We start from the raw sequence: 25871 nt of genomic DNA, 5'->3' as shown, positions 1-25871 counted from the left end.
CGCATCCGCAGAGAGGCACCGCGCGTGAGAACAGCTGCGCTGTACACATCGATCGGCTCCCTGGTCCTGTCCGCCCTGGCCGTCGCTCCGGCCGGGGCCTGGGATCGGCCGGGCTCCGCCGAGGCGCGGGGCACCGCGATCGCCGCCGCCCGGGCCACGGCCGCCGGGATCGACTTCGTCTCCTGCCCGGAGGACGAGATGCTCCCGGACTCCCTGAAGTGCGGCACGGTGAAGGTGCCCCTCGACTACGCCGAGCCGGACGGGCGGCAGCTCGAACTGACCGTCAGCCGCACCCCCGCCACCGGCCCGGCGAAGGAGCGGCAGGGCGCGTTCGTCTACAACCCGGGCGGCCCCGGCGCGTCCAGCATCACGTTCCCGCTGGCCGGGGAGATGCCGGAGTGGAAGGAGATCGCCGAGGCGTACGACCTGGTCGGCTACACCCCGCGCGGGGTGAACGGCTCCTCCGCCCCGCTGACCTGCCAGGACCCCGCCGCGTACACGAAGGGCCCGACGGACGCGCCGACGCACCCGACGCGGGAGTACAAGGAGCGGCGCGTCGCCCGCGCGAAGGCGTACGCGCAGGGCTGCGCGGAGCACGCGGGCGAGACGCTGCGGCACTACACCTCGCTGAACAACGCCCGTGATCTGGACGTCCTGCGGGCCGCGCTCGGCGAGAGCCGGCTGACGTTCATGGGGGCGTCCTACGGGACGTACTTCGGCGCGCTGTACGCGACGCTGTTCCCCTCCCACGTACGGCGCATGGTCTTCGACTCGGTGGTCGATCCGTCCCCGGAGCAGATCTGGTACCGCTCCAACATGGGCCAGTCGCTGGCCTTCGAGGCGCGCTGGGCGGACTTCCGCCACTGGGTGGCCAAGCACGACGACGTCTACCACCTGGGGACCACGCCCGAGTCGGTGCAGCGGCACTACGACGCGGTGCGCGCCGAGCTGGCGATGAAGCCCGCGGGCGGCAAGGTCGGGCCGGGACAGCTGCACTCGGCGTTCCTGGGGGCCGGTTATTACGACGACTACTGGGCGATGCGGGCGACGGCGCTGTCGGAGTACGTGCGCGGCAATCCGGAGCCGCTGGTCGCGCAGGCCTCCCCGCGCGCGGTGGCGGCCAAGGACAACGAGAACGCCCAGGCGGTGTACACGGCGGTCGAGTGCAACGACGCGCCGTGGCCCGAGGACTTCGAGGTGTGGGACCGCGACCATACGGACCTGGCGCGCGTCGCGCCCTTCGAGACCTGGGACAACGCCTTCACCAACCTGCCGTGCGCGTTCTGGCCCGCGCCCCGGCAGCGGCCGATGGAGGTGGGGACCAAGTGGGGCGAGCTGCCGCCGGTGCTGATCCTGGCGGCGGAGCGGGACGCGGCGACCCCGTACAAGGGGGCGCTGGAGCTGCGGAAGCGGCTGCCCGGATCGTCGCTGGTCACCGAGCGGGACGCCGGGACGCATGGCATCGGCGGGGCCGGGAACACCTGCGTGGACGACCATCTGCGCCGGTATCTGCTGACCGGTGAGACCCCGGGGCGGGGTGCGGACTGCGCCGCGCATCCGGAGCCGAACCCGGTGTCGCTGGACTGACGGGGCGGTCGGCGGGCGTACGGAGCGGGGGCCGCCGCACCGTGATGGTGCGACGGCCCCCGAAGCCGAACCCGGTGTCGCTGGAGAGGCGGACGGCACGGTCGGTGCCCGGTGCCCGCCCTTCTGATCTTCCGGGTTGGGGTGGTGCGGGACTCGCTGGTTATGCGAGCCCGGCCACCAGGTCTGCGACGCTCTTCCTGCGGCCCGTGTAGAACGGGACCTCCTCGCGCACGTGGAGACGTGCCTCGGAGGCGCGCAGGTGACGCATCAGGTCGACGATGCGGTACAGCTCGTCCGCCTCGAAGGCGAGGACCCACTCGTAGTCGCCCAGCGAGAACGAGGCGACGGTGTTGGCGCGGACGTCCGGGTAGCCCCGGGCCATCTTGCCGTGGTCCGCGAGCATGCGGCGGCGGTCCTCGTCGGGCAGCAGGTACCAGTCGTAGGACCGGACGAAGGGGTAGACGCTGATGTAGTCGCGCGGCGTCTCGTCGGCGAGGAACGCCGGGACGTGCGACTTGTTGAACTCGGCCGGCCGGTGCAGCGCCATGTTCGACCAGACCGGGTCGACCGCGCGGCCGAGCTTGGTGCGCCTGAAGAGGTTGTACGCCTCCTGGAGCTCGTCCGAGGTCTCGGCGTGCCACCAGATCATGAGGTCGGCGTCGGCCCGCAGACCGGACACGTCGTAGGTGCCGCGGACGGTGATGTCCTTGGCCGCGAGCTGGTCGAACAGCTCCTGGACCTCGTCGGCGTATCCCGCGCGGTCCAGCGGGAGGACATCGCGCAGTTTGAAGACCGACCACAGGGTGTAGCGGATGACCTCGTTGAGGTCCTTGGCCTTCTTGCCGGCGTTCGGACTCTTGCTTGATGTCACAGTCTCAGGAGCACTCATACGGCTATTGTCCCGCCTCGCTCCCCGTGCCCCGAACCAGGGTCGGCGTGGCGATGATCTCCCTGGTGATCTCGTCGGCCGCCCGGTGGGCGCTCGCGATGCAGGCGGGGATGCCGACGCCGTCGTAGACGGCCCCGCAGACCCGCAGCGCGGGGAGCTTGGCGACCTCGTCGCGGATCCGGGCGACCCGGGTGTGGTGGCCGACCGGATACTGCGGCAGGCCGCCGATCCAGCGGGTGACCTCGGTGTCGACGGGCCGGGCGGTGAGGCCGGTGGCCGCGGCGAGGTCGCGCAGGGAGACGGAGACGAGTTCCTCGTCCTCGCGGTGCAGGTGGTCCTCCTCGCCGTACCGGCCGACGGACGTGCGCAGCACGAACAGGTCGGGGGCCGCGTCGGCCACCCACTGCCATTTGTTGCTGGAGAAGGTGGACGCCTTGATCGTGTGGCCGTCGACCGGCGGTACGAGGAAGCCGGAGCGGCCGCGCAGGGTCTCGTACGCCTCGATGTCGGCCCGCCGGAAGGCCAGGGTGACCAGGGCCATCGAGGCGTACTCGACGCCGGACAGCTCGGCGGATGCGGCCGGGGACTCGGCGGCCAGCAGGGTGCCGGCGGACCAGGCGGGGGTGGCCAGGACGATGCCGTCGGCGGTGATGGTCCGGGTGTCGGTGCGGACGGCCCAGCCCGTTTCCGTACGGGTCAGGCCCAGGACGGGGGTCTCGGTGAGGATCTCGCCGCCCCCGGCCCGTACGGCGTCGCCGACGGCGTCCGGGAGGGTGCCGATGCCGCCCTCGATGCCCTGGAAGACGGGCCCGGTCTGCTGCCGGGCCGCCGCGCGCTCCTGGATGCGGCCCACGGCCGCCAGCAGCGGGCCGCCTTCCTTCACCGCTTCGAAGAGCTGGGGGACGGCGGCGCGCATGGAGATCCGGTAGGCGTCGCCGGCGTAGACCCCGCCGAGGAGGGGCTCCACCAGCCGGTCCACGACCTCGCGGCCGAGCCGGTCGGCGACGTACGCGCCGACGGCGACGTCGTCGCCGACGGGGGTCGGGGTGAGATCGCGCTCCTCGGCGATCCGGGCCAGGCCCTCGGGTGACAGCACCTCGCCGAGCACCGCCGGGTCGCCGGGGACGCCCATGACGTGGCCCTTGGGCATGGGGCGCAGCGCGTCGCGGGTCCAGAGCGCGGCGGTGGCGGTGGCGGGCGGCTGGAGCCGGTCGGCGAGGCCCACCTCCTGGGCCAGGGCGACCGCTTCGGGGCGCCGGGCGAGCATCGACTCGGCCCCCAGGTCGACCTGGACGCCCGCGATCTCGCCGGTCATGAGCTTGCCGCCGAGCCGGTCCGTCGCCTCCAGGAGGGTGACCCGCAGTCCGGTGGCGACCAGGCGGTGGGCGGCGGCCAGGCCGGCGATGCCGCCGCCGATGACGACGACGTGGCCCGGGGGCGTTTCCGCACGCTGTTGAGAACGCTGCATGGGTCCACTCTCTCAAACCCGCACCGAGCGCTGACCGTGACCACTTCGAAACCGCCCACCGGCAACCGGTTCCGGAGCCGCCACGTCGAACCGGCACCATCAACCACCGTCCTGGGGGGACCCGTTATGGAAGCTATGGATAGGACCGGCAGTACCGATCGATCCTTCGCCCGCATGCGTGCGGTGCTCGTGGCCGGGGCGCTCGGCCTCCTGCTCGCCGTCGGCGGCTGCGCGGCGGGCGACGCCTCGGACAGCGGCGCGAAGGCGGCGGACGGGAAGGCCGCCCCGCGTGAGGGGTTCACGAACGAGGACGGGCCCGCCGCCTCCTCCGCCGAGAAGCAGCCGGACGGGAAGGCGGCGGGGAACAAGGCGGCACCGAAGCCCGGGGCCGCGGGCACCCATGTCATCCGCACGGCGACCCTGTCCGTCGAGGTGAAGAGCGTGCCGAAGTCCGTCGCCGCCGCGCGCGCCACCGCGGAGGGCGCGGGCGGCCTGGTGGCGACGGAGAACACCGAGCGGCTCGACGACACGTACGAGACCTCGCACCTGGTGCTGCGGGTGCCGCAGGACCGGTTCCAGGAGGTGCTGCGGGAACTCTCCGGTTCCGGGAAGCTGCTCTCGCGCACCTCCAACGCGAAGGACGTCACCGACCAGGTGGTCGATGTGGACAGCCGGATCGCCACGCAGCGCGCGAGCGTGGCGCGGGTGCGGGAGCTGATGGACAAGGCGGAGCGGATCAGCGATGTGGTCGCCCTGGAGGGTGAGCTGAGCAGCCGTCAGTCCGACCTGGAGTCGCTGCTGGCCCAGCAGGCGAGCCTGAAGGACCGCACCTCGCTGGCGACGATCACCCTGGACCTGACCCCGCCGGACGCCCCGGGCGACGACGGGGAGAAGGAGGACGACCCGGGGTTCCTGGACGCGCTGGGCGGCGGCTGGGACGCGTTCGTGACGGTGCTGCGGTGGATCGCGGTGGCGTTCGGGGCCGCGTTCCCGTTCCTGGTCACCGGGGTCCTGGCGCTGCTGGTCTGGCGGGTGCTGCACGCCCGGCGGGCGGCCCGCAGGGCCCCGGCGGCGCCCCGGCCCGAGGCGGAGGCGGAGGGCACTCCGGCGCCCTGAGCGCCGTAGCGTGGGCTCCCTGACGGCTGGTACGGCGAAAGGGACCCGGCATGGCAGCGGAGCGACTGGTGGTCATCGGCGGTGACGCGGCGGGCATGTCCGCCGCGTCACAGGCGCGCAGACTGAAGGGGACGGACGCGCTGGAGATCGTCGCCTTCGAGCGCGGCCACTTCACCTCGTACTCCGCCTGCGGCATCCCGTACTGGGTGAGCGGCGACGTCGGGACCCGCGACGACCTGATCGCCCGCACCCCCGAGGAGCACCGGGAGCGGGACATCGATCTGCGGATGCGGACCGAGGTGACCGAGCTGGACGTGGCCGGGCGGCGGGTGAAAGCGCTGGACCGGGAGAGCGGGCGGACGTACTGGACGGGCTTCGACAAGCTGGTGATCGCCACCGGGGCCCGTCCGGTGCGCCCGGCGCTGCCCGGCATGGACGCGGCCGGGGTGCACGGCGTGCAGACCCTGGACGACGGGCAGGCGCTGCTGGACTCGCTGGACGCCCTGGGCGGCAGGGAGAGGCGCCGGGCGGTCGTGGTGGGCGCGGGGTACATCGGCGTCGAGATGGCCGAGGCGATGCTCAAGCGGGGCTTCGAGGTGACCGTCCTGAACCGGGGCGAGCAGCCGATGGCGACGCTCGACCCGGACATGGGGCGGCTGGTCCATGACGCGATGGACGGTCTTGGCATCACCACGGTCAACGGGGCCGCGGTCACCGAGATCCTGACCGGTCCGGACGGGCGGGTGAGCGAGGTGGCGACGGACGCGGGGACGTATCCGGCGGACGTGGTGGTCCTCGGCATCGGCGTGGAGCCGGAGACGGAGCTGGCGCGCGAGGCCGGGCTGCCGGTCGGGCCGCACCGCGGACTGCTCACGGACCTGTCGATGCGGGTGGTGGGCCACGACAACATCTGGGCGGGCGGCGACTGCGTGGAGGTCCTGGACCTGGTGGCGGGCCGCACCCGGCACATCGCGCTGGGCACCCACGCCAACAAGCACGGCCAGGTGATCGGTTCCAACGTCGGGGGCGGCTACGGCACGTTCCCGGGTGTGGTCGGTACGGCGGTGAGCAAGGTCTGCGACCTGGAGATCGCCCGGACCGGGCTGCGGGAGAAGGACGCCCGTGCGGTCGGGCTGCGCTATGTCACGGCGACCATCGAGTCGACGCAGCGGGCGGGCTACTACCCGGGGGCGAAGCCGATGACGGTGAAGATGATCGCGGAGCACCGCACGGGCCGGCTGCTCGGGGTGCAGATCGTCGGCCGCGAGGGGGCGGCGAAGCGGGTGGACGTGGCGGCGGTGGCGCTGACGGCCGGGATGACGGTGGAGCAGATGACGGCGCTCGACCTGGGCTACGCCCCGCCGTTCTCGCCGGTCTGGGACCCGGTGCTGGTCGCCGCGCGCAAGACGGTGGCGGCGGTGCGGGGCGCGGGGAGCTGAGGCCCCGGGGGCCGGTTCTTCGGGCCGGCCCCCGGTACGACCGGTCGTTCAGCGCGCGGTCTGCTCGTGCACGTAACTCACGAGCCGGGTGAGCGCGTCCGGGTCCATGGTCGGCATGACGCCGTGGCCCAGGTTGAAGATGTGGCCCTCCAGACCGGCTGCGGCGTCCAGCACCTCGCGGGTCTTCTCCTCGACGGCCGGGGTCGGCGCGTAGAGCACGGCCGGGTCGAGGTTGCCCTGGAGCGCCTTGCCGGGGCCGACGCGGCGGGCGGCCTCGTCCAGCGGGACCCGCCAGTCGACGCCGACGACGTCCGCGCCGGCCTCGCCCATCAGGCCGAGGAGTTCGCCGGTGCCGACGCCGAAGTGGATGCGGGGGACGCCGTACGGGGCGACGGCGTCGAAGACCTTCGCGGAGGCGGGCAGCACGGCGCGGCGGTAGTCGGCGGGGGCCAGTGCGCCGACCCAGGAGTCGAAGAGCTGGACGGCGGAGGCGCCGGCTTCGATCTGCACCTTGAGGAAGGCGCCGGTGATCTCGGCGAGCCGGTCCACGAGGTCGGCCCAGAGCTGCGGGTCGCCGTACATCATGGCCTTGGTGCGCTCGTGGTTGCGCGAGGGGCCGCCCTCGACGAGGTAGCTGGCCAGGGTGAAGGGGGCCCCGGCGAAGCCGATGAGCGGGGTGGCCCCCAGCTCGGCGGTGAGCATCCCGATGGCCTCGGTGACGTACGGGACGTCCTCGGGGGTGAGGTCGCGCAGCCGGGCCAGGTCGGCGCGGGTGCGGATCGGTTCGGCGATGACCGGGCCGACGCCGGGCTTGATGTCGAGGTCGATGCCGATGGCCTTGAGCGGCACGACGATGTCGCTGAAGTAGATCGCGGCGTCGACCTTGTGGCGGCGCACGGGCTGCAGGGTGATCTCGGCGACCAGCTCCGGCATCATGCAGGAGTCGAGCATCGCGATGCCCTCGCGGACCTTCAGGTACTCGGGCAGCGAGCGCCCCGCCTGACGCATGAACCAGACCGGTGTGTGGGTGACGGGTTCACGGCGGCAGGCCCGGAGGAACGCCGAGTCGTGGGTGGCGTGGCGGACCGCGTCGAGGCTGGCGGAGGTCGTCGTCTGCTGGCCCGAAGGGCTGTCGTTGGCACTCACGCACAGAATCTTCGCACGCGGGCCGAAGGAGCCCGGCCCCGCACGGGTGTCTCTCCCTGCGCGAGGCCCGCCTTCCGCCTACTCTTCCCCGCATGGCTCCGGCTCAGGGACAATTTTCCGATCATTCCGACGGCGTTGAAAGCAAGGAACGCGCGGAGGGTCCTTCCGTACCGCCCGCGTTCCAGGCGGCGGTCGAAGCGCTGCGCTCCGCACGCCTCCGCCCGGAGCTGGAGGTGGAGGTGACCAGGCCGCCCCAGCGCCTCGCGCCGCACGCGTACGCCCTGGAGGCGGCGGTGGTGGACGGCGAGGACGATCTCGCGGACGGCAGGCTGGTCCTGCTGCACGATCCGGCGGGGCACGACGCCTGGCAGGGCGCGTTCCGGCTGGTGACGCTGGTCCGGGCGGAGCTGGAGCCGGAGATGGCGGCGGACCCGCTGCTCCCGGAGGTGTGCTGGTCCTGGCTGACGGGTGCGCTGGACGCGCGGGGGCTGTCGTACGGAGAGGCCGGCGGAACGGTGACACGCGCCGGATCGCACTACTTCGGTGCGCTGTCCGAGCGCCGTCCGGCGACCCAGATCGAGATCCGCGCCTCGTGGACGCCGCGCGAGGGGCGGGGCGGGGTGCCGGACGCGGCGTCGCACCTGATGGCCTGGGGCGATCTGCTGTGCCAGATCGCGGGACTGCCGCCGTCGGATCCGGCGGACGCGGCGGTGGTGACGCTGCCGCAGCGGCGCGGGCCGCAGGTTTAGTAACACTCCGTCACCCGTATCGCACAAGCACCGGCTCTCTTTTCGTACAATCGATCGCGCGTCCTATTTGCCCGAATTGTTACTCACCAAATCGTGATCTTCCCCTAAAGGAGGACGGGCCCGCTGCCGAAGAGGTCAATGACCCTTCAAGCACGGTTCGCCCCCCGGCTTCATCCCCCGAGCCGGCCCGTCCCGCCACTCCCCCCAGGAGGCCTGGTGTCCGTTCTCCTTGAGCAGCCCGCAAGCCTGGTCGCCTACCGCCCGAACAAGCCGACGGCCATGGTCGTCGTGGCCGACCCGCGCGTCCGTTCCACCGTCACCCGCCATCTGTGGGCCCTCGGAGTACGTGACGTCATCGAAGCGTCGTCCATCGCGGAGGCACGCCCCCGCGTCGGCAACCCGCGCGACATCTGCATTGCCGACGTCCACCTGCCCGACGGTTCCGGGCTGACCCTGCTGTCCGAGACCCGTGCCGCAGGCTGGCCCAACGGTCTCGCCCTCTCCGCCGCCGACGACATCGGCGCCGTTCGCAACGCCCTCGCGGGCGGCGTGAAGGGCTACGTCGTCACCGGCACCCGAACCAACATCGGCCACCCCACCCGCCCCGGCGTCGCCCCCATCGGCGCCAACGCCGCCCGTATGCACCGCAGGCCTCCCGGTTCCCCGAGCCACCCGGGCGGCTACCGCGAACTGTCCGGACGTGAGGTGGAGGTGCTCCGCCTGGTCGCCGAAGGCCAGTCCAACAAGGCCATCGGCGTCTCGATGGGCCTCTCCGCCCTGACCGTCAAGTCCCACCTCGCCCGCATCGCCCGCAAGCTCGGCACGGGCGACCGTGCCGGAATGGTCGCGGTCGCCCTGCGGACGGGCATCATCCACTGACCGCACCCCGCCGGGACGTGCACCGATGCGTCTCCGGCTGGAATACGTGCATGGCCGCCCGTCGACGGAACGTTCCGTCGACGGGCTCCGTGCATACACAGATACCCTTGACACGTGACCGACGCCCAAGAGACCGCAGCAGACACTTCACTGCGAACCACCGGGGGCGCTCCCCCGGACGACGTCGCCCCGGCGCCGATCCCCTTGCTCGAACCCGGCGAGGGCATTCCCCCGGTGGTGACGTCCGACGATGCCCTCGCCGAGGTCATCGCTGCCTTCGCCGCGGGCACCGGCCCGGTGGCCGTCGACGCCGAGCGCGCCTCGGGGTACCGCTACGGCCAGCGCGCCTACCTCGTACAGCTGCGCCGCGAGGGCGCCGGCAGCGCCCTCGTCGACCCGGTCGGCTGCCCCGACCTCTCGGGCCTCGGCTCCGCGCTGAGCGGCACCGAGTGGATCCTGCACGCCGCCACCCAGGACCTGCCGTGCCTGCGGGACATAGGCATGACGCCCACCTCCCTGTTCGACACCGAGCTGGCCGGACGGCTCGCGGGCTTCCCGCGCGTCGGCCTCGGCGCGATGGTGGAGAACGTCCTCGGGTACGCCCTGGAGAAGGGCCACTCCGCGGTCGACTGGTCCACCCGCCCGCTGCCCGAGCCCTGGCTGCGCTACGCCGCGCTCGACGTGGAGCTCCTGATCGACCTGCGCGACGCGCTGGAGGAGGAGCTGGACCGGCAGGGCAAGTTGGAGTGGGCGCGGGAGGAGTTCGACGCCATCGCCTCCGCGCCGCCCGCACCGCCCCGCAAGGACCCCTGGCGCCGCACCTCGGGCATGCACAAGGTGCGCCGCCGCCGTCAGATGGCCGTCGTCCGGGAGCTGTGGACCACCCGTGACCAGGTCGCCCAGCGCCGTGACGTCTCACCGGGCAAGGTGCTCGGCGACGCCGCGATCGTCGAGGCCGCGCTCGCGCTGCCGCTCGATGTGCAGGCCCTCACCGCGCTGCCCGGATTCGGCCACCGCATGGGACGCCGTCAGCTGGAGCAGTGGCAGGCGGCCGTGGACCGGGCCAGGGCGCTGCCCGAGGTGGAGCTGCCGCAGCCCGGTCAGCAGCCGGCCGGACCGCCTCCGCCGCGCTCCTGGGCCGACAAGGACCCGGCCGCCGCCGCCCGGCTCTCGGCCGCCCGCACCGCCGTCTCCGAGCTGGCCGAACGCCTGCACATGCCCCAGGAGAACCTGATCACCCCGGACACCGTGCGCCGGGTCTGCTGGGAGCCGCCGGCCAACCCGACCCCGGGCGCCGTCGAGGACACCCTCGCCGGATACGGGGCGCGGAACTGGCAGATCCAGCAGGTCGCCCCGCTCCTGGTCCGGGCGCTGGCCGCCGGCGCCTGAGCCGTACGCACCCCCGAACACCCCCCGGCCGTCGGCCGGGGGGTGTTTGACTTTCCGGCGGGAACCACAGGAATCGGCGGGGCTACGGGGGACGAGCATGGACACGGGCAGGGACGCGGGCAGGGGCACGGACAGCGCGGCGTACGGCGACTGGATCCGCGCGTTCGAGGCCGCGCGGCTGGAGCGCGCGGAGCGGGGCGATCCGGACTGGCGGACCGGGGTGGAGCCGCACCCCGCGATCCGGCGCAGTGTGCAGCGCTTCCAGGTCGGCGAGGACGGCGACGGAGCCGAGCTGATCACCAAAGCGGAGGCGGCCGGTGACGCAGCGTACGCGTCGGCGGTGCGGATGTTCGTCGCGGAGGAGCGAAATCACGCCAGGTTGTTGGCGCTCCTGCTCGCCTCGGGCGGGGCGCCGGTGATCGCCTCGCACTGGAGCGACCGGATCTTCGTGACGCTGCGCCGAGCGCTGGGACTCCGCCTCGAACTGCTGGTCCTGATGATCGCGGAGACGGTCGCGCTGCGGTACTACCGGGCCCTGCGGGACGGCGGCGAGGACGCACTGACGCGGGAGGTGGCGGCGCGGATCCTGGCGGACGAGGAGCGGCATGTGCCCTTCCACTGTCACCGGCTGCGCCGGGCACTGCGCCCGCTGCCGCCGCCGGTGCGGGTCCTGGTGACCTCCGGGTGGCGGGCCGCCCTGGCCGCGGCGTCGGTGGTGGTGGCCGTGGACCACGGTCCCGCGCTGCGGCGGCTGGGGGTCGGCCGGGGCCGCTTCGTGGCGGAGGTGGTCCGGTCCTCGGGGCCGATCGCGGCGTCCATGCGGTGAGCGGCGGTGTCGGGAACGTACGGCTGGGGCGCCCGGGAAGGCCTGTGCCGCCCGTCGGACCGGTGTGACCTTCGACGCTCCGGCCGTGGGGGGTGGGCAGTCTGGTTACCCGCAAGTAGCATGATGGGCAGGCGGCGCGTCCCCGTGGCGTGCCCCGCAGCAGTGCCATCCCGCACCCTGGAGGAGAGCCACCGTGCCTCGTACCATCCGGGACGTCGTCTTCGTCGACGGCGTCCGCACCCCGTTCGGCAAAGCGGGCCCCAAGGGCATCTACCACGAGACCCGCGCCGACGACCTCGTCGTGAAGGCCATCCGGGAGCTGCTGCGCCGCAACCCGGACCTGGACCCCAAGAAGATCGACGAGGTCGCCATCGCCGCGACCACGCAGATCGGGGACCAGGGCCTCACGCTGGGCCGTACCGCCGGAATCCTGGCCGGTCTGCCGCAGTCCGTCCCCGGCTACTCGATCGACCGCATGTGCGCGGGCGCGCTGACCGCCGTCACCTCGACGGCCGGCTCCATCGCCTTCGGCGCGTACGACGTCGTCGTGGCCGGTGGCGTCGAGCACATGGGCCGCCACCCGATGGGCGAGGGCGTCGACCCGAACCCGCGCTTCGTGTCGGAGAAGCTGGTCGACGAGTCCGCCCTGTTCATGGGCATGACGGCGGAGAATCTGCACGACCGCTACCCCACGATCACCAAGGAGCGCGCCGACGCCTACGCGGTGCGCTCGCAGGAGAAGGCCGCCAAGGCGTACGCCAACGGCAAGATCCAGCAGGACCTCGTACCGGTCTCGGTGCGCCGCACCAACGCCGAGGCCGGTGAGACGGGCTGGGGCCTGGTCACCGCCGACGAGCCGATGCGTCCGGGCACCACCATGGAGTCCCTCGCGGGCCTCAAGACCCCGTTCCGCGCCCACGGCCGCGTGACGGCCGGTAACGCCGCGGGTCTCAACGACGGCGCGACCGCCTCGCTGCTCGCCGCCGAGGACGTCGCCAACGAGCTGGGCCTCCCGGTCAAGATGCGCCTGGTCTCCTACGCCTTCGCGGGCGTCGAGCCGGAGGTCATGGGCTACGGTCCGATCCCGGCGACGGAGAAGGCGCTGGCCCAGGCCGGTCTGTCCATCGAGGACATCGGCCTCTTCGAGGTCAACGAGGCGTTCGCCGTGCAGGTGCTCGCCTTCCTGGAGCACTACGGCATCGCCGACGACGACGCCCGGGTCAACCAGTACGGCGGCGCGATCGCCTACGGCCACCCGCTGGCCTCCTCCGGTGTCCGGCTCATGACGCAGCTGGCCCGGCAGTTCGAGGAGCAGCCCGAGGTCCGCTACGGCCTGACCACCATGTGCGTCGGCTTCGGCATGGGCGCCACGGTCGTCTGGGAGAACCCGCACTTCAACGCTGACGGAGGCAACAAGTGAGCTCCACCACTGAGCTTCTGAAGGGTGCGGCCGAGCTGTTCCCCGGCGAGGTCGTCACGCAGGCGCACGTACGTCACCTGGACCTTCCGGCCGGCGCCGGACGGTTCGCGCTCATCACGCTGGACAACGGCCTGGACCACACCAAGCCGACCACCTTCGGACCGCAGTCGCTGGCGAACCTGAACGCCGCGATCGACCAGGTCGAGAAGGAAGCCGCCGAGGGCACCATCACCGGTGTCGGCATCACCGGCAAGCCGTTCATCTTCGCGGTCGGCGCCGACCTCAAGGGCGTCGAGCTGCTGAGCCGTCACGAGGACGCGCTGGCCATCGGCAAGGGCGGCCACGACGTCTTCCGCCGCCTCTCCGGTCTCGCGGTCCCCACCTTCGCGTACTACAACGGCGCGGCCATGGGCGGCGGTGTCGAGGTCGGTCTGCACTGCACCTACCGCACCGTCTCCACGGCGCTCCCGGCGTTCTCGCTGCCCGAGGTCTTCCTCGGTCTGGTTCCCGGCTGGGGCGGCTGTGCGCTGCTCCCGAACCTGATCGGCGCGGACCGCGCGGTCTCGGTGATCATCGAGAACTCGCTGAACCAGAACCGTCAGCTCAAGGGCAAGCAGGTCTTCGAACTCGGCATCGCGGACGCGCTGTTCGAGGGTGCGGACTTCCTGGAGCAGTCGCTGATCTGGACCGCGAACGTGCTCAAGGGCACGGTCGCCGTCGAGCGCGCCGAAGTCGACCGCGGCGAGGCCTGGGACGCGGCCGTCGCCCGCGGCCGGGCCATCGCGGACTCCAAGGTGCACGGTGCGGCCCCGGCCGCGTACCGCGCGCTGGACATCATCGCGGCGGCGAAGGACGGCGACCTGAGCGCCGGCTTCGACGCCGAGGACCAGGCGCTGGCGGACCTGATCATGGGCGGCGAGCTGCGCAGCGGCATCTACGCCTTCAACCTGGTCCAGAAGCGCGCCAAGCGCCCGGCCGGCGCGCCGGACAAGAACCTGGCCCGCCCGGTCACCAAGGTCGGCGTCGTCGGCGCGGGCCTGATGGCCTCGCAGTTGGCGCTGCTGTTCCTGCGCCGCCTGGAGGTCCCGGTCGTCCTCACGGACATCGACCAGGAGCGCGTCGACAAGGGTGTGGGCTACGTCCACGCCGAGATCGAGAAGCTGCTCGGCAAGGGCCGCATCAACCAGGACAAGGCCAACCGCCTCAAGGGCCTGGTCTCCGGTGTCCTCGACAAGGCCGAGGGCTTCGCGGACGCGGACTTCATCATCGAGGCCGTCTTCGAGGAGATCGGCGTCAAGCAGCAGGTGTTCGCGGAGGTCGAGGCGGTCGCCCCGGCGCACGCGATCCTCGCCACCAACACCTCCTCGCTGTCGGTGACCGAGATGGCGTCGAAGCTGAAGAACCCGGAGCGGGTCGTCGGCTTCCACTTCTTCAACCCGGTCGCGATCCTCCCGCTGCTGGAGATCGTGCGCGGCGAGCAGACCGACGACGCCTCGCTGGCGACGGCGTTCGGTGTGGCCCGCAAGCTGAAGAAGACCGCGGTCCTGGTGAAGGACGCCCCGGCGTTCGTCGTCAACCGCATCCTCACCCGCTTCATGGGCGAGATCCAGAACGTCATCGACGAGGGCACCCCGGTCGAGGTCGCGGAGAAGGCCGTCGAGCCGCTCGGCCTGCCGATGTCCCCGCTGGTGCTCCTGGAGCTGGTCGGCCCGGCCATCGGTCTGCATGTCTCCGAGACCCTGAACCGTTCCTTCCCGGAGCGCTTCACCGTCTCGCAGAACCTCGCGGCGGTCGTCAAGGCCGGCAAGCGCGGCTTCTACGTCTACGACTCCGGCGCTCCGGTCCTCGACCCCGAGGTCGCCGCCCTCCTCAAGCAGGGCGACACCGTCCTCACCGAGGAGCAGACCCGCGACCGTGTGCTCGACGCGGTGGCGCAGGAGATCGGCCTGATGCTGGACGAGGGCGTCGTCGCCGAGGCCCAGGACATCGACCTGTGCCTGATCACCGGTGCGGGCTGGCCCTTCCACCTGGGCGGCATCACGCCGTACCTGGACCGTGAGGGCGTCTCCCAGCGGGTGAACGGCAAGCCGTTCCTCGCTCAGGGCGTGGCGAGCGTTCCGGCCTGACCCACTGCCCTCAGGGGCGCCTGAGCAGTTGTGTGCGTTTCTGATCCATGGCTACGGCCCCGCGGAGTTCGCTCCGCGGGGCCGTAGCCATGTCGTGGCGTGATCAAGGTCACTTCATGTGCCATGCAGTCCGGATATGAACATAACTGTTCAGCATCTCACCGCCGAATGTTTGATAATTCACCCGGTTGAGTTCACCCAACCGGTCATCCAAGTCTAAAATCCGAACGAATGCTCCGACTGCGTCGACGTTCCTTTCGAGCGTCGGACCGCCCCCGACCCGGCCGCACGGCATTCACCTGCTCCTGGCGAGCCTCTTCGCCATGCGTCGTACAAGATGAACATCGAAGGAAGGCCGACCGTACATGGGCAAGCCAACACGTCAGGCTGCACTGGGGATTCTGGTCACCGCTGCTCTGGTACTCAGCTACGTCGCCATGACCGCGGCGGTCGTGATGGCCTCCCTGCCCGTCTTCGCGGCCGCGCTGGCCGTCAGTTACGCGGCCGACCTGCTCATGCACACCGCCAAGTACCCGGCCCTGAACCGGCTGAGGAACTCGCGGTTCGGACTCACCATCCGCTTCCTGGTACGTCAGCTGATGCTGCTCGCCCTGTGCGGTTCGGTCAGCGGTCTCGACCCGCTCGTCGCGCAGCTGGCCTCGGTGGGGCTGCTGGCGCTCTTCGTGATCCAGGTCTTCTACAGCGCCGTCCAGAAGCGGGTCTCCTCCCGGCGTGCGGCCCTGCCCTTCACCGCGCGGGGTCTGGACATGGACGCGCTGGAGATCGGCCGCCCGCCGCACCGCTTCCTGACCAACAAGCACATCCGCAAGATGCTGCACCTGGACGTTCCGCTGGTCGCCGGCGTGCTCGCGACGATCGCCACCGACGACCTCCTCTACGCCACCGCCGGATTCGGCGTCTCGGTCGGCCTCGCCGTCCTCGCCGTCCTCGTCCTGCTGCCCGGAGCGAAGAGGGCGCTGCGGCTGCCCACGCCCGACGCGGCCATCGACGAGCTGAACCGGCAACTCGCGCAGTACCGCCCGCAGGTCGCGCTGTACTTCACCTTCGCCGCGATATCCCGGGACTTCATGTACCAGGTGAACATGTGGCTGGAGTCCCTGGAATCCCTCGATCTGCGGCCGGTCCTCGTCCTGCGCGAGCGGGCCACCCTGCGCCACCTCGACGCCACCTCCGTACCGATCGTCTGCGTGCCCAAGGCCGAGTACCTGGCACGCATTGAAATGCCCGAGTTGCGCGTATCGCTCTACCCCGGGAACGCCGGGAAGAACGTGCACATGCTCCAGCGCCACGATGTCCAGCACGTCTTCATCGGCCACGGCGACAGCGACAAGCTCGCCAGCAGCAACCGCGTCAGCAAGGTCTTCGACGAGATCTGGGTGGCCGGACGGGCCGGGCGCGACCGCTACGAGCGCATTCGGCACGCCGTGACCGACCAGCAGATCGTCGAGGTCGGCCGCCCGCAGCTGACCTCCCTGGTCCCGTGGACGGGCTCCGTCCGGGACAGCGTCCCGACCGTCATCTACGCCCCCACCTGGGAGGGCTGGTCGGACGACGCCTGCTACACCTCGGTGATCCCCTCCGGTGAACGTCTCGTCCGGACGCTGCTCGGCCACGAGCGCCGGCTCCGGATCATCTACAAGCCGCACCCGCTGACCGGCACCCGCTCCCCCCAGGCCGCGGAGGCGCACCAGCGCGTCATCGCCCTGCTCGAGGAGGACAACGAGCGGCGCTTCGGGCGGAAGGCCCTCGATGCGAGCGCCGCCGTGCAGGGCCTGGCCGACATCAACCAGCAGCTGGCCGACCTGAGGAACCGCGGCGACCGCGCGCCCTTCGCCGACCTCTCCGAGGCGGAGCGGACCACGCGGATCCGTGAGCTGCAGACGCGGGCGGGCGAGCTCTACTGGGATTCGCTGCCGGCCGACGCCCACCATGTGGTGACGGGCAAGATTCCCACCCTGTACGACTGCTTCAACCACTCCGACCTGCTCATCGGCGATATGTCGAGCGTGGTCTCGGACTTCGTGGCGACCAGGAAGCCGTACGCCATCTTCAATCTGGAAGGCCTCCCGGACGAGGAGTTCCGGAACGAGCAGCGCACCGCCTCCGCCTCGTATCTCCTGGACACCGAGTGCCAGGGCCTGGAGGCGGCGCTGGCAGCGACGCTCGACCCGGCCGTGGACGTGATGGCACCGCAGCGGGAGCAGCTCAAGGAGTATCTCCTCGGCACGGACACGCCCCCCTCGACCGTCCGTTTCAACGAGGCCGCGAACGACCTCTACCGCCGCGGGCTCCAGGCCTTCCCCCTCATCACCCCGGAGCTGCAGGGCGTCCCCCCGCAGCGGATACGGGAGCAGGAAGGGGCGCAGCCGGTGTGACCCCGAGCGACCCGACCCCGTCCGGCCGGCGCCCGGCCAGGATCTTCGTGGCCGGTGACTCCACGGCGGTCACCCGCCCGGTGAGTCACCTGCCGATGGCCGGCTGGGCGCAGGCGCTTCCGCTGTTCCTCACCGAGGACGTGGAAGTGGTCAACTGCTCCCGTGCCAGGGCCAGTTCCAAGAGCTTCCGGGAGCGCGGCCGGCTCCAGTGGATTCTGGACGCCATGGCGCCCGGGGACTACCTGCTCTTCGGGTTCGGGCAGATCGACTGGAAGCCCGACGCCGGGCTGCACACCGAGCCGTTCGGCTCGTTCCTGGACCAGATGCGGGCGTACGCCACCGGGGCCCGGGCGGCCGGCGGGCACCCGGTGGTCCTCCTGCCGTTCGAGCGGCGGCGCGTCGACCGGCACGGGAATGTGTCGCGGTTCCTGGGCGACTACCCGGCCGCCATGCGACAGCTCGCGCGGGAGGAGCACCTGCCGGTCGTCGACCTCTACGGACAGAGCGTCGCCTGGTGGCAGGAGCTGGGTCCGGAGGGCTCCACCGGCGCCTTCACCTATCTGCGCCCCGGCGAGCCTCTCCAGGAGATCGTCCAGGACGCGGACAACGTTCATCTGCGGCCCGAGGGCGCCATCGAGTGCGCCCGTTACGTGGCCCGCAGTCTGTTGCTCCAGCAGGTGGTGCCGGCCTCATGGGTCACCGGTCTCGACCGGCGCGGGTTCTCGTACGACGAGCTGGGCTGGCTGGACGACGCCACCTACGCCCGCCTCACCAAGGAGCGCGTGTCCCTCCCGCCCGTACAGGAGTCCGGTTCATGAATCACCTGTTGTGCCAGGGCCGTGCGCTGAACGCGGATCCCGCCGAGGGCGCGGTCGTCGCGTCCCTGCACAGCTCGGTGGCTCCGGACGTGGGCGCCGCACCCGGTGACGTCATCGAGCTGAGCCTGTCCGTCGCGCCCGACGAGCGCGGTTCGTACGGATACGCCTATGTGCTGGAGAGTTCGCTCCTCGAAGCGGCGGAGATCCTCTCCTCCCAGGGGCTGGAGCACTTCCCCCGGCAACGCTGGTACCGGGTGCGCGCGGATGCGGGCGAGGTGGGGACCGGTGTCCTGACCCTACGGGTCAAGGAGCCCAAGAAGGGCCCGCGGCTGCGGCCGCGGATCATGGTCGGCGCGCCGGAGGGCCCGGGGCGTGCGGTGGCGCGCACCGGCAAGCTCACCGGGCACGCCGTGCTCGTGCGCACGCACACGCTGCCCGGACTGCGGGTGGTGACGGCGTCCGGCGCGGCGGCCGAGGTGGACGTGCTCGCACAGGCGCCGTCCGGCAGTTCGGCCATCGCGGTCACCCAGCCGCTCCACGGCAGCGCCGAACTCACCGCCGGAGGAAAGCTGACCTACCAGCCCTCCCCCGGGTTCACCGGCTACGACCGGATCGAGTACACGGTGGCCACCGGGGATTCGACGAAGATCACCGCCGCGGTGAACGTCTTCGTCGGTGACCTGGGCGCCACACCCGGGATCTTCCCGGAACACCCGTCCGCCACCGGCTTCGAGCCCTGGGAGTGGCCCGAGATCACCGGCGACATGCCCTGGCCCCGGCAGCCCCACCTGCCCCCGAAGGACCGATAGGCCCATGCACACCACGGATCCCGTACGCCCCTCGGACCTGCGCGACGTCACCGTCGTCGTCCGGCTCCGCCGGCAGCCGGCGGACGCTCTCGACGCCTGCTTCGGCTCTCTTCAGGCGCAGTCGATCGGCCAGGACCGCATGGAGGTGGTCCCGGTCGGCGACGAGCCCTCCCTGGTGAACCGCCTCACCGGCCGGGCCCGGGGCGGGCGGCGCCCCTCACCGGTCCGGGAGTGGTCCGTGTCCCGGGCCGCCGGGCGTTACGTCATCTTCCTGGACGGGTCCGACCGGCTGGCCGTGGACGCCCTGGAGCGTCTGGTCTCGGCGGCCGACGCCGACGAGGCCGATGTGGTGGTGGGAGCGGCGGAAGGGCCGAGCCCGGACCCCGCGCCCGCGCGCCTGTTCCGCGAGAGCCAGGCGCACGCGGACCTGTGGAGCTCCCGGCTCTACTGGTCGCTCACCGCCGACAAGCTGTTCCGGACCGAGCTGTTGCGACGCCGTGCGCTGGATTTCCCGTACACGGGGAGTACGGGCGACGAGATGGCGTTCACCGCGAGCGCGCTGGTGGCGGCCGACAGCATCTCCGTGGTGGCCGGTCCGCCCTGTCTGGTCAACGGTGCCCGACCGGTCGTGGACGTGCCGGTCGCCGACCGGCCGGCGCTGGCCGACCGGCTGATGCGGCACGCGGAGTCCCTGGCTCCCGAAGGCGCCCGGCGGGACCACCTCCTCTCCCGGCACCTGGAGCGCGAGCTCGCCGATGCCACCGGGGCCGTGCTGTCGGCTCCCCTGAGCGATGACGAGCGGGAGCGGGTGTCGCAGGAGGCCAGGAAGGTCCTGGACAGCCATCTCACCGACGGGGCGCTGGCCCTTCTGCCCCGGCCGCTGGCCGTCCAGTTCGCGCTGCTGTCGGCGGGCCGGTTCGCCGAGGCACGGACGATGGCCGCCTATCGGGCGGACAAGGAGAAGGCCGCCCCGCGCAAGACCGTCGAGAACGGCCGGGTGTTCACCACCCTGCCGTTCTTCAGGGACCCCGGCCCGGCGCTTCCCGACGACCTCTTCGACATCACCGACCGCATGACGGTGACGCAGGAGCTGGGTTCGGTCGGCTGGAACGGATCGATACTCCTGCTGGAGGGCCACGCCTTCTTCGAGCAGCTCTCCACCCGGGACCGGGCCACGAAGGTCGTCCTGCGCGAGCGGGGCAGCGGTGCGGAGGAGCGGTTCTCCGTGACGGCCCGTCGTGACGAGGAGCTGTTCAACGCCAAGGGGAAGCCCCGTGCGATGGGCCGCTTCTCCTCCCGGGTGAACTTCCGCCAGACGTCCAGCGGCTGGCCGGTCCCCCCGGGAATCTGGGACCTCTATCTGTCGGTGAGCTTCGAAGGGGTCACCCAGGAGGTTCGCCTGGGCCACCGCCGCTCCGAGAAGGTCGATGTCACCGGCCGCGCACCGGTGCGGATCGCCCCGTCGCCCCGGTCGGCGGAGCACGAGCTGTTCGCCACGCTGTTCTGGACCGAGGACGGCGACCTCTCCGTCGACGTGTCCGAACGGGTTCCCCCTGCCGCCGGGCACTGAGATGTGAGGACGCGAGCACCTTGAGCGACGACGAGACGACACCGGGCTCCCGCACCTCCCGACGCCCGGCCGGGCCCCGCAGGCGCCGCCGAGGCCTCAAGATCGCGCTCGGTGTCCTGCTCGTCCTGCTGCTCGCCGCCGGCTCCACCGCCTACTGGCTCTACAGCCGGCTCGACGGGAACATCAAGGCCGTCGACATCGACAGGGCGCTCGGCGAGGACCGCCCGGAGAAGCTGCCCACCAGCGGGCAGAACCTGCTGGTCCTCGGCTCGGACTCGCGCGCCGGGGCGGAGAACCGGGAGCTGGGCGGCGGCGGGGCCGTCGGCGGCGCCCGCTCCGACACCGCGATGGTGGTGCACATACCCGAGGGCCGGTCGAAGGCCGTCGCCGTCTCCATCCCCCGCGACACCCTGGTGACCCGGCCCGCATGCGACGGCGGCAACGGATCCACCGTGTCCGCCGAGGAACGCGTCATGTTCAACTCCGTCTACGCGCAGGCCGGTCCGGCCTGTGTGGTGAAGACGGTGGAGAAGATGTCCGGCGTCCGCATCGACCACTACCTGGAGATCGACTTCGCCGGGTTCAAGGACCTGGTCGACGCCATCGGCGGCGTCACCGTCGACGTACCGCGGGACATCGACGACAAGGCGTCGGGGCTGCGCCTCAGCGCCGGCCCGCAGAAGCTGGACGGCACCGAGTCCCTGGCGTACGTCCGCACCCGGCACGGCATCGGCGACGGCAGCGACCTCGGCCGCATCGGGCTCCAGCAGCAGTTCCTGCTGGCCCTGCTGAGCGAGGTCACGTCCCAGGACCTGCTGGGCAGTCCGGCGAACTCCTACCGGATCGCCGAATCCGCCACCAAGGCGCTCACCACCGACTCCGGGCTCGCCTCGCTCACCTCGCTGGCGGAGTTCGCCCGCTCGATGAAGGGCGTCGACCCGGCCTCGATGGAGACGATCATGCTGCCGGTGGCGTACGACAGGATCGACCCGAACCGTGTGGTCGCGTCCGAGCCGCGGGCGGGCCGGCTGTGGAAGGCGATCCGCGAGGACGCCACGATCCCCGAGGAAGCGAAGAAGTCCCCCGCCACCGGCGGCTGACGGCCCGTCGCACCGCGCCTGTGACACCCTGCCGGGATGAGTGAGGACGATGCGGTGCTGGTGATCGTGGACGCGGCCAATGTGGTCGGTTCCGTGCCCGACGGGTGGTGGCGGGACCGGCGCGGGGCGGCGGTCCGGCTGCGGGACTCGCTGGTCCCGTACGCGGCGGCCGGGCTGCCCGGGCTGCCGGGCCCCGTCGAGCTGGTGCTCGTGGTCGAAGGGGCCGCCCGGGGCGTCGCCTCCGTGGCCGGGGTCCGGGTCGACTCGGCCCCCGGCAGCGGCGACGACCTGATCGCCGAGCTGGCGGCCGGGGCCTCCCCGGACCGGGGCTGCGTCGTCGTCACCGCCGACCGCGGACTGCGGCAGCGGGTCGAGGCGTACGGGGCCCGGTGCGTGGGACCCCGTACGGTACGGCCGCTGCCGCCGGACGCGCCCTAGCGTCCCTGCTTGGCCATACGGCTGTGGGAGCGCCCGTACACGAAGTAGATGACCACCCCGAGCACCATCCAGGCGCCGAACCGCACCCAGGTCTCCACCGGCAGGTTGAGCATCAGCCAGACCGAGGCGGCCACCGAGACGATCGGGAGCACCGGCACCCACGGGGTACGGAACGCGCGGGGCAGATCCGGCCGGGTGCGGCGCAGGACCAGGACACCGAGGGCGACGATGACGAACGCGAAGAGCGTGCCGATGTTCACCAGGGTGGCCAGCTCCTCGATGCTCGTGAACCCGGCGATGATCGCGATCAGCACGCCGAGCAGGATCGTCGGGCGGTACGGGGTGCGGAAGCGCGGGTGGGTCTTGGAGAAGAAGCGCGGGAGCAGTCCGTCGCGGCTCATCGCGAAGAAGACCCGGGTCTGGCCGAGCAGCAGGATCATGCAGACCGTGGTGAGGCCGACCGCCGCGCCGAAGCTGATCAGACCGGCGTAGAAGGGGTGCCCGGTGGCCTTGAAGGCGTCGGCGAGCGGGGCGCTGACGGAGAGTTCGCTGTAGTGCTGCATGCCGGTGACGACGATCGAGACCGCCACGTAGAGCACCGTGCAGATGATGAGCGAGCCGAGGATGCCGCGCGGCATGTCGCGCTGGGGCAGCTTGGTCTCCTCGGCGGCGGTGGCCACCACATCGAAGCCGATGAAAGCGAAGAAGACGATGGAGGCGGCGGTGAAGATGCCCATCACGCCGAAGTTCGTGGGCTCGTAGCCGAACATCAGCTGCACGAGCGGCGCGTCCCAGCCCGAGCCGGCGGGCTGCTGCTCGGCCGGGGGGATGAAGGGCTTGTAGTTCTCGGCCTTGATGAAGAACAGACCCGCGATGATCACCATGAGGACCACGCCGACCTTGATCGCCACCACGACCGAGGTGACCCGGGCGGACAGCTTCATGCCGACGACCAGGATGACGGTCAGCACGAGCACCAGGGCGAAGGCCAGGATGTCGAAGCCGAATCCTTCCGCCACATCCGGTCCCGAGAGCACTTCGGGCATCGTCCAGTCGACGTTGTCCATCAGTGAGCGGACGTAGCCGGACCAGCCGACCGCGACCACCGCGGTGCCCAGCGCGAACTCCAGCACCAGGTCCCAGCCGATGATCCAGGCCACCAGTTCGCCCAGCGCGGCGTACGCGAAGGTGTACGCGGAGCCGGCCACCGGGACGGTGGAGGCGAACTCGGCGTAGCAGAGGGCGGCCAGCGCGCAGACGACGCCCGCCACGGCGAACGCGATGGCGGTGGCGGGGCCCGCCGTCTCCTTGGCGACCTGGCCGGTGAGGACGAAGATGCCGGTGCCGATGATGACGCCGACGCCGAAGACCGTCAGGTCCAGGGCGGAGAGGGACTTCTTGAGCGCGTGTTCCGGCTCCTCGGTGTCAAGGATCGACTGTTCGACGGACTTGGTGCGGAGCATGCCGTTTCCGCGGGGTGGTGTGACCTGCGCGCTCACCTGCGTTACCTCCACGCATTCGTTGTGAACGCCATGATTCGGACCGGTTCGGCACGGGAACGCGCCATCCGGCCCGTTTCACGCGAACGGGCCGGGAGAACCACCCGTACAGGGGCGGTTCTCCCGGCCCGTCGGCCGTACGGAGAGGTGCTCGCGGGTCAGTCGCGGGCGGGCTCGACCGCGCGGCTCTCGAAGCGGCCGTCGAGCTTGGCGACCAGGCCGGTGACCTGCCGGGCGATGTCCGGCGCGGTCAGGCCGATCTCGGCCATGACCTCACCGCGCGAGGCGTGGTCGAGGAAGACCGGCGGGATGCCGAAGTCGCGCAGCGGTACGTCGACCCCGGCGTCGCGCAGGGTCTGGGCGATGGCGGAGCCGACGCCTCCGGCGCGGCTGTTGTCCTCGACCGTGACGACGACGCGGTGGCGCTCGGCGAGCGGGGCGAGCGCCTCGTCGACGGGCTTGACCCAGCGGGGGTCGACGACGGTGCTGGAGATGCCCTGGGCGTCCAGCAGGTCGGCGATCTCCAGGCACATCGGGGCGAGCGCGCCGACGGAGACGATCAGCACGTCCGGCCGGGCGGCCTTCGGCTCGCGCAGGATGTCCATGCCGCCGGCCTTGCCGACCGCCTTGACGGCGGGGCCGACCGCGCCCTTGGAGAAGCGGACCACGGTGGGCGCGTCGTCGACGGCGACGGCCTCGCGCAGCTGGGCGCGGACCTGGTCGGCGTCGCGCGGGGCGGCGATCCGGAGGGTGGGCACGCACTGGAGGATCGACATGTCCCACATGCCGTTGTGCGAGGCGCCGTCCGTGCCGGTGACGCCGGCCCGGTCCAGGACGAAGGTGACGCCGCACTTGTGCAGGGCGACGTCCATCAGGACCTGGTCGAAGGCGCGGTTGAGGAAGGTGGCGTAGACCGCGAAGACCGGGTGGAGGCCGCCGGTGGCGAGGCCGGCCGCGGAGACCGCGCCGTGCTGCTCGGCGATGCCGACGTCGTAGATCCGGTCCGGGAAGGCGGCCTCGAACTTGCCGAGGCCGACGGGCTGGAGCATGGCCGCGGTGATCGCGACGATGTCCTCGCGCTCCTGGCCGAGCTTGAGCATCTCCTCGCCGAAGACCGAGGTCCAGTCGAGTCCGGAGGTGGAGATCGGCAGGCCGGTGTCCGGGTGGATCTTGCCCACCGCGTGGAAACGGTCGGCCTCGTCCTGGAGGGCGGGGGTGTAGCCGCGGCCCTTCTCGGTGAGGCAGTGGACGATGACCGGGCCGCGGAAGCGTTTGGCGCGCTGGAGCGCGGATTCCAGGGCCTCGATGTCGTGGCCGTCGATCGGGCCGACGTACTTCAGGCCGAGGTCCTCGAACATGCCCTGCGGGGCGATGAAGTCCTTGAGGCCCTTCTTGGCGCCGTGCAGGGTCTCGTACAGCGGGCGGCCGACGACGGGCGTGCGCTCCAGGATGTCCTTGCCGCGGGCCAGGAACCGCTCGTAACCGTCGGTCGTACGGAGCGTGGCGAGGTGGTTGGCCAGGCCGCCGATGGTCGGGGCGTAGGAGCGCTCGTTGTCGTTGACGACGATGACGAGCGGGCGGTCCTTGGCGGCGGCGATGTTGTTCAGCGCCTCCCAGGCCATGCCGCCGGTGAGCGCGCCGTCGCCGATGACCGCGACGACGTGGTCGTCCTTGGCGAGGACCTCGTTCGCCTTGGCGAGGCCGTCGGCCCAGCCGAGGACCCCGGAGGCGTGGCTGTTCTCGATGATGTCGTGGTCGGACTCGGCTCGGGAGGGGTAGCCGGAGAGGCCGCCCTTGCTCTTGAGCCGGGAGAAGTCCTGGCGGCCGGTGAGCAGCTTGTGGACGTAGGCCTGGTGGCCGGTGTCCCACAGCACCTTGTCCTTGGGCGACTCGAATACCCGGTGCAGGGCGATGGTGAGCTCGACGACGCCCAGGTTGGGGCCGAGGTGTCCGCCGGTCTTGGACACCGCGTCCACGAGGAAGGTGCGGATCTCCTCCGCGAGCTCCTCCAGCTCACCGAGGCTGAGCCGGTCCAGGTCGCGCGGTCCCTTGATGCGGGTCAGCAGATCCACCCGTGCCTCCTTGCGTTTGAGCTGATCGAGCGTGCCGATCCGATGAGTCTAATGTTCCACCGCCGGGCCTGGGCAGCGGGAGCCTGTGTTCGAATGCGGTCGGCCGGGACGCGCAGGTGCCCGGCACCCCTGTGG

The 25871-nt window shown here is 71.6% G+C and carries 20 protein-coding genes; 15 read left to right on the top strand and 5 right to left on the bottom strand.

What is annotated here, in order from left to right; all coding sequences use genetic code 11:
- The first annotated feature begins 24 nt into the window (after positions 1 to 24).
- Positions 25 to 1587: an alpha/beta hydrolase gene (locus ACIQPT_RS03275; RefSeq protein WP_401152144.1), complete on the top strand. Its 1563-nt coding sequence runs from the start codon at positions 25 to 27 to the stop codon at positions 1585 to 1587.
- A 160-nt stretch (positions 1588 to 1747) separates the two neighbouring features.
- Here the strand turns inward: ACIQPT_RS03275 and hemQ are convergent, their stop codons facing one another.
- Positions 1748 to 2476, bottom strand: a complete 729-nt coding sequence (gene hemQ, locus ACIQPT_RS03270; protein ID WP_401152141.1) for a hydrogen peroxide-dependent heme synthase — start codon at positions 2474 to 2476, stop codon at positions 1748 to 1750.
- A 4-nt stretch (positions 2477 to 2480) separates the two neighbouring features.
- Complete coding sequence (hemG, locus tag ACIQPT_RS03265) at positions 2481 to 3944, bottom strand: protoporphyrinogen oxidase (protein ID WP_401152140.1); 1464 nt, start codon at positions 3942 to 3944, stop codon at positions 2481 to 2483.
- Positions 3945 to 4079: 135 nt separating this feature from the next.
- Between hemG and ACIQPT_RS03260 the strand changes: the two genes are divergently transcribed.
- Together ACIQPT_RS03260 and ACIQPT_RS03255 are read left to right on the top strand one after the other, a co-directional pair.
- On the top strand, positions 4080 to 5060 hold the full coding sequence (locus tag ACIQPT_RS03260) for a DUF4349 domain-containing protein (RefSeq protein WP_401152546.1): 981 nt from the start codon (positions 4080 to 4082) through the stop codon (positions 5058 to 5060).
- 50 nt (positions 5061 to 5110) lie between these two features.
- Positions 5111 to 6499 (top strand): FAD-dependent oxidoreductase, encoded by a 1389-nt coding sequence (locus tag ACIQPT_RS03255; protein ID WP_401152137.1) that lies wholly within the window; start codon positions 5111 to 5113, stop codon positions 6497 to 6499.
- A 48-nt stretch (positions 6500 to 6547) separates the two neighbouring features.
- On the opposite strand, the gene hemE is transcribed toward ACIQPT_RS03255, so the two are convergent.
- The gene (gene hemE, locus ACIQPT_RS03250) at positions 6548 to 7645 is read right to left on the bottom strand and encodes a uroporphyrinogen decarboxylase (RefSeq protein WP_401152135.1); all 1098 of its coding nucleotides are present in this window, start codon (positions 7643 to 7645) and stop codon (positions 6548 to 6550) included.
- A gap of 92 nt (positions 7646 to 7737) precedes the next feature.
- Between hemE and ACIQPT_RS03245 the strand changes: the two genes are divergently transcribed.
- The 12 genes from ACIQPT_RS03245 to ACIQPT_RS03190 all read left to right on the top strand — a co-directional run bounded on the left by ACIQPT_RS03245 (position 7738) and on the right by ACIQPT_RS03190 (position 22165).
- On the top strand, positions 7738 to 8394 hold the full coding sequence (locus ACIQPT_RS03245; RefSeq protein ID WP_401152133.1) for a DUF3000 domain-containing protein: 657 nt from the start codon (positions 7738 to 7740) through the stop codon (positions 8392 to 8394).
- Positions 8395 to 8610: 216 nt separating this feature from the next.
- Complete coding sequence (locus ACIQPT_RS03240; RefSeq protein ID WP_003965521.1) at positions 8611 to 9273, top strand: response regulator transcription factor; 663 nt, start codon at positions 8611 to 8613, stop codon at positions 9271 to 9273.
- 114 nt (positions 9274 to 9387) lie between these two features.
- Positions 9388 to 10662 (top strand): HRDC domain-containing protein, encoded by a 1275-nt coding sequence (locus ACIQPT_RS03235; RefSeq protein ID WP_401152130.1) that lies wholly within the window; start codon positions 9388 to 9390, stop codon positions 10660 to 10662.
- A gap of 97 nt (positions 10663 to 10759) precedes the next feature.
- Positions 10760 to 11488 carry a ferritin-like domain-containing protein gene (locus ACIQPT_RS03230; protein WP_401152128.1) on the top strand — a complete coding sequence of 243 codons (729 nt, stop codon included), beginning with the start codon at positions 10760 to 10762 and terminating at the stop codon, positions 11486 to 11488.
- A 193-nt stretch (positions 11489 to 11681) separates the two neighbouring features.
- On the top strand, positions 11682 to 12908 hold the full coding sequence (locus ACIQPT_RS03225) for a thiolase family protein (protein WP_401152125.1): 1227 nt from the start codon (positions 11682 to 11684) through the stop codon (positions 12906 to 12908).
- On the top strand, positions 12905 to 15034 hold the full coding sequence (locus ACIQPT_RS03220; protein ID WP_401152123.1) for a 3-hydroxyacyl-CoA dehydrogenase NAD-binding domain-containing protein: 2130 nt from the start codon (positions 12905 to 12907) through the stop codon (positions 15032 to 15034). Before ACIQPT_RS03225 ends, ACIQPT_RS03220 begins: the two co-directional genes overlap by 4 nt.
- 365 nt (positions 15035 to 15399) lie before the next feature.
- On the top strand, positions 15400 to 17430 hold the full coding sequence (locus tag ACIQPT_RS03215) for a hypothetical protein (protein ID WP_401152121.1): 2031 nt from the start codon (positions 15400 to 15402) through the stop codon (positions 17428 to 17430).
- Positions 17427 to 18248, top strand: a complete 822-nt coding sequence (locus ACIQPT_RS03210) for a rhamnogalacturonan acetylesterase (protein ID WP_401152118.1) — start codon at positions 17427 to 17429, stop codon at positions 18246 to 18248. Before ACIQPT_RS03215 ends, ACIQPT_RS03210 begins: the two co-directional genes overlap by 4 nt.
- The gene (locus ACIQPT_RS03205) at positions 18245 to 19057 is read left to right on the top strand and encodes an Ig-like domain-containing protein (protein ID WP_401152115.1); all 813 of its coding nucleotides are present in this window, start codon (positions 18245 to 18247) and stop codon (positions 19055 to 19057) included. The genes ACIQPT_RS03210 and ACIQPT_RS03205 overlap by 4 nt, the downstream gene beginning before the upstream one ends.
- Positions 19058 to 19061: 4 nt before the next feature.
- Positions 19062 to 20627, top strand: a complete 1566-nt coding sequence (locus ACIQPT_RS03200) for a glycosyltransferase (protein ID WP_401152112.1) — start codon at positions 19062 to 19064, stop codon at positions 20625 to 20627.
- A gap of 20 nt (positions 20628 to 20647) precedes the next feature.
- The gene (locus ACIQPT_RS03195) at positions 20648 to 21727 is read left to right on the top strand and encodes an LCP family protein (protein ID WP_401152110.1); all 1080 of its coding nucleotides are present in this window, start codon (positions 20648 to 20650) and stop codon (positions 21725 to 21727) included.
- A gap of 36 nt (positions 21728 to 21763) precedes the next feature.
- The gene (locus ACIQPT_RS03190) at positions 21764 to 22165 is read left to right on the top strand and encodes an NTP pyrophosphohydrolase (protein ID WP_401152107.1); all 402 of its coding nucleotides are present in this window, start codon (positions 21764 to 21766) and stop codon (positions 22163 to 22165) included.
- On the opposite strand, the gene ACIQPT_RS03185 is transcribed toward ACIQPT_RS03190, so the two are convergent.
- Both ACIQPT_RS03185 and dxs read right to left on the bottom strand, forming a co-directional pair.
- Positions 22162 to 23628 (bottom strand): amino acid permease, encoded by a 1467-nt coding sequence (locus ACIQPT_RS03185; RefSeq protein WP_401152544.1) that lies wholly within the window; start codon positions 23626 to 23628, stop codon positions 22162 to 22164. The two genes, ACIQPT_RS03190 and ACIQPT_RS03185, sit on opposite strands and share 4 nt — an antisense overlap.
- 194 nt (positions 23629 to 23822) lie before the next feature.
- Positions 23823 to 25736 (bottom strand): 1-deoxy-D-xylulose-5-phosphate synthase, encoded by a 1914-nt coding sequence (dxs, locus tag ACIQPT_RS03180; RefSeq protein WP_401152104.1) that lies wholly within the window; start codon positions 25734 to 25736, stop codon positions 23823 to 23825.
- Between the last annotated feature and the right edge of the window lie 135 nt (positions 25737 to 25871).

The organism is Streptomyces sp. NPDC091289 (assembly GCF_044757365.1).
In the GTDB taxonomy this organism is placed as follows: Bacteria; Actinomycetota; Actinomycetes; order Streptomycetales; family Streptomycetaceae; genus Streptomyces.
This window is presented reverse-complemented; position numbering and strand designations above follow the sequence as displayed.

Excerpts from the sequence above, each read along its gene's own strand:
- ACIQPT_RS03205 (WP_401152115.1), top strand. The coding sequence starts at position 18,245 with ATGAATCACCTGTTGTGCCAGGGCCGTGCGCTGAACGCGGATCCCGCC.
- hemG (WP_401152140.1), bottom strand. The coding sequence starts at position 3,944 with ATGCAGCGTTCTCAACAGCGTGCGGAAACGCCCCCGGGCCACGTCGTC.
- ACIQPT_RS03255 (WP_401152137.1), top strand. The coding sequence starts at position 5,111 with ATGGCAGCGGAGCGACTGGTGGTCATCGGCGGTGACGCGGCGGGCATG.
- ACIQPT_RS03190 (WP_401152107.1), top strand. The coding sequence starts at position 21,764 with ATGAGTGAGGACGATGCGGTGCTGGTGATCGTGGACGCGGCCAATGTG.
- ACIQPT_RS03185 (WP_401152544.1), bottom strand. The coding sequence starts at position 23,628 with ATGCTCCGCACCAAGTCCGTCGAACAGTCGATCCTTGACACCGAGGAG.
- hemQ (WP_401152141.1), bottom strand. The coding sequence starts at position 2,476 with ATGAGTGCTCCTGAGACTGTGACATCAAGCAAGAGTCCGAACGCCGGC.
- ACIQPT_RS03215 (WP_401152121.1), top strand. The coding sequence starts at position 15,400 with ATGGGCAAGCCAACACGTCAGGCTGCACTGGGGATTCTGGTCACCGCT.
- ACIQPT_RS03230 (WP_401152128.1), top strand. The coding sequence starts at position 10,760 with ATGGACACGGGCAGGGACGCGGGCAGGGGCACGGACAGCGCGGCGTAC.
- ACIQPT_RS03200 (WP_401152112.1), top strand. The coding sequence starts at position 19,062 with ATGCACACCACGGATCCCGTACGCCCCTCGGACCTGCGCGACGTCACC.
- ACIQPT_RS03260 (WP_401152546.1), top strand. The coding sequence starts at position 4,080 with ATGGATAGGACCGGCAGTACCGATCGATCCTTCGCCCGCATGCGTGCG.
- ACIQPT_RS03245 (WP_401152133.1), top strand. The coding sequence starts at position 7,738 with ATGGCTCCGGCTCAGGGACAATTTTCCGATCATTCCGACGGCGTTGAA.